Source organism: Komagataeibacter kakiaceti JCM 25156, from assembly GCF_000613305.1.
Genome location: NZ_BAIO01000376.1, coordinates 1 through 2,333, shown reverse-complemented (window position 1 = coordinate 2,333; position 2,333 = coordinate 1). Strand labels below are relative to the sequence as shown.

Below are 2,333 nucleotides of genomic sequence, written 5' to 3'. Positions count from 1 at the left end.
CCGTTGGGAAGCGTGGTCTGCACCGGTATTTCCCGCTGCGCCGGGGGCATGGCGGCCGGGGCCGGCCGGACCGGGTCTGGGACGGCGCCGAGGCAACTGCCACATAACAGAAGGGAGAGGCATAATGTCTTGGAAAACAGGCGTGCTATCATGCCCCGAGATTACGCCGCTTTGGCCGTGGCGGCCAGTTCCCGCGCTCCGGCCCGCCGCGCGGGTCATGCATAAAGGATGGAAACATGTCTCCTGCCCCACTGGAAACGACGCGCATGCGTGAACGGGTCCGTCATGTCATGGATCGCGCGGTGGAGACATCCCGGCTTGTCGGCGCGGTGGTGCTGGTGGCGGTGGAAGGCGAAGTGGTGGTGGCGGAAGCGGCGGGGCTGGCTGACCGCGAATCCGGCCGCCCCATGCGGTCGATACGGTGTTCCGCCTCGCTTCCCTGACCAAACCGGTCGTGACCGCCGTCGCCCTCGCGCTGGCGGAGGAAGGCGTGCTGGACCTGCACGCGCCGGTCAGTCGCTACCTGCCGGGCTTCCGGCCCTGCCTGCCTGATGGCGGGGCATGCGAAATCACGCTGCACCAGTTGCTGACCCATACCAGCGGGCTGACCTACGGCTTTTCCTTCCCGCGTGATGACAACCCCTATACCCGCGCCGGTGTTTCGGACGGGATCGCGGAGCCGGGTCTGGCGCTGGCGGATAACCTGGCCCGTCTGGCCACGACCCGGCTGATCTTTCCGCCGGGGCGCGGCTGGAGCTACTCACTGGGGCTGGATGTGATGGGCGGGGTGATTGAAAAGGTCGCGGGCCTGTCCCTGCCCGAGGCCGTGGCGCAGCATGTCGGTGCGCCGCTGGCATGGCGGGAAAGCGGCTTTGCGGTCAAAACACCGGAAAACCTTGCCGCCTGCTATGCCGATGCCCGGCCCATGCCGCTGCGCATGGGGGCGCAGTACGTGCTGCCCCGCCTGCTGCCCGATGGCGGCACGGGGGAAATCCGCTTCGCGCCCGACCGGGTTTGCAACCCGGCGTCCTATCCCTCGGGCGGGGCGGGCATGGTGGGTACGGCCGGGGAGTTCCTTGCGTTCATCGAAGCCGTGCGCAATGGCGGGGATGGGATCCTCTCCCCCGCGTCGGCCATGCTGTTTGGCCGTAACGCCATCGGGGATGTGGATATGGGGCCGCAGGCGCGCGGCCGCCGCTTCGGTTACGGCGGGGCCGTGATCATGGATCCTGCCGCCGCCGGCACGCCGCTTTGCGCGGGCAGTTTTACATGGGGGGGCGTGTACGGGCACCAGTGGGCGGTGGACCGGGCGCGGGGGCTGAGTATTGTCATGCTGAGCAATACGGCGCTGGCGGGAATGGCGGGGGCCTACCCCGATGCGGTTGTCGGCGCGGTCTGCGCCGGGTAAGGCAGGACCATGCGCTACGACGGATATGAAGAGGCTGGAAACTGTCATGTCATTTGGTGAACGCGTCAACCAGTTCGATGCCTGGCTGCTGGACCGGGTTTTCCAGCCATTTGCCGATGCGTTGCCCGAGCGCCTGCCCGCGATGGAGGTGGGCATGAGTTTTCAGGTCGGTTCGATCGTGCTGTCGGCGGCGTCCATTTCCGCCCTGCTGGTGCTGGAGGGCATGACGCTGAGCAACGTGATCACCAACCTGCTCGGCTGGTTTTTCGAGGTGATATTTTATATCGGCATCCACCGCCTGCGCGCGATGGTGCGGCCGGGCCATCTGAACCCGCTGCGTGGCATGCTGGCTGGCATGCGGCCCATTTCCATTCCGTTCGCGGTCTATGCCTTCTATCAGGCGCTGACGGCGGAGCGGGTGTACGAACTGGCCCTGTGGTTCAATTCCCTGTCGCAGCTTGTGTTCGTGGCCGGGATTTACCTGATCTCGTGCAACATGCCGCCGCCCGGCCATCGCGCCCGCCAGCGCTCCTACGGGCGCGGGCCGCTGCCTAACGAACTTGGCTGAACGGCGGGGTGTTATTCCCGCGTCAGAAATCCACGCAGCGTCCCTTGACCGTCCAGTCACCATAGCGGGTCGGTTCCGGTCCCTTGGGGCCACCGACCTCATCGGGTTCGGCGGGCTGTTTCAGCAGCGCGGCTTCCCGGGCCGCGGCGTCCTGCTGCCCGGTTTCGGCGGCAGGGGTGGGGGAGGGGGTCTTGTCAGTGCTCATGGCCTGAGTTTCCGCCCACACGGGAAGCCCAGGCAAGCCTAAAAAACCCGTGGGCGGCCGGATAGCGCGTTATTGATGTTCGGACTGCGCGATACGCTGCTGCACGGTCATCCGCCACGGGGCGTCCGCCGGGGCGGCGTCCAGCGCGCGGC

Annotated in this window: 2 protein-coding genes and 2 pseudogenes; 2 read left to right on the top strand and 2 right to left on the bottom strand. The window is 67.0% G+C overall.

All coding sequences use genetic code 11. The annotated features are described in order from the left end of the window. Positions 1 to 236 precede the first annotated feature (236 nt). A pseudogene (locus JCM25156_RS24615) lies at positions 237 to 1,408 on the top strand (serine hydrolase domain-containing protein). Positions 1,409 to 1,454: 46 nt separating this feature from the next. After that, the gene (locus JCM25156_RS14010; RefSeq protein WP_025813580.1) at positions 1,455 to 1,976 is read left to right on the top strand and encodes a hypothetical protein; all 522 of its coding nucleotides are present in this window, start codon (positions 1,455 to 1,457) and stop codon (positions 1,974 to 1,976) included. Between the two features lie 22 nt (positions 1,977 to 1,998). On the opposite strand, the gene JCM25156_RS14005 is transcribed toward JCM25156_RS14010, so the two are convergent. Together JCM25156_RS14005 and JCM25156_RS32410 are read right to left on the bottom strand one after the other, a co-directional pair. After that, positions 1,999 to 2,181 carry a DUF1674 domain-containing protein gene (locus tag JCM25156_RS14005; RefSeq protein WP_025813579.1) on the bottom strand — a complete coding sequence of 61 codons (183 nt, stop codon included), beginning with the start codon at positions 2,179 to 2,181 and terminating at the stop codon, positions 1,999 to 2,001. A gap of 69 nt (positions 2,182 to 2,250) precedes the next feature. Further along, positions 2,251 to 2,333 (bottom strand): annotated as a pseudogene (locus JCM25156_RS32410) (c-type cytochrome biogenesis protein CcmI); the annotation flags it as partial.

Excerpts from the sequence above, each read along its gene's own strand:
- JCM25156_RS14005 (WP_025813579.1), bottom strand. The coding sequence starts at position 2,181 with ATGAGCACTGACAAGACCCCCTCCCCCACCCCTGCCGCCGAAACCGGG.
- JCM25156_RS14010 (WP_025813580.1), top strand. The coding sequence starts at position 1,455 with ATGTCATTTGGTGAACGCGTCAACCAGTTCGATGCCTGGCTGCTGGAC.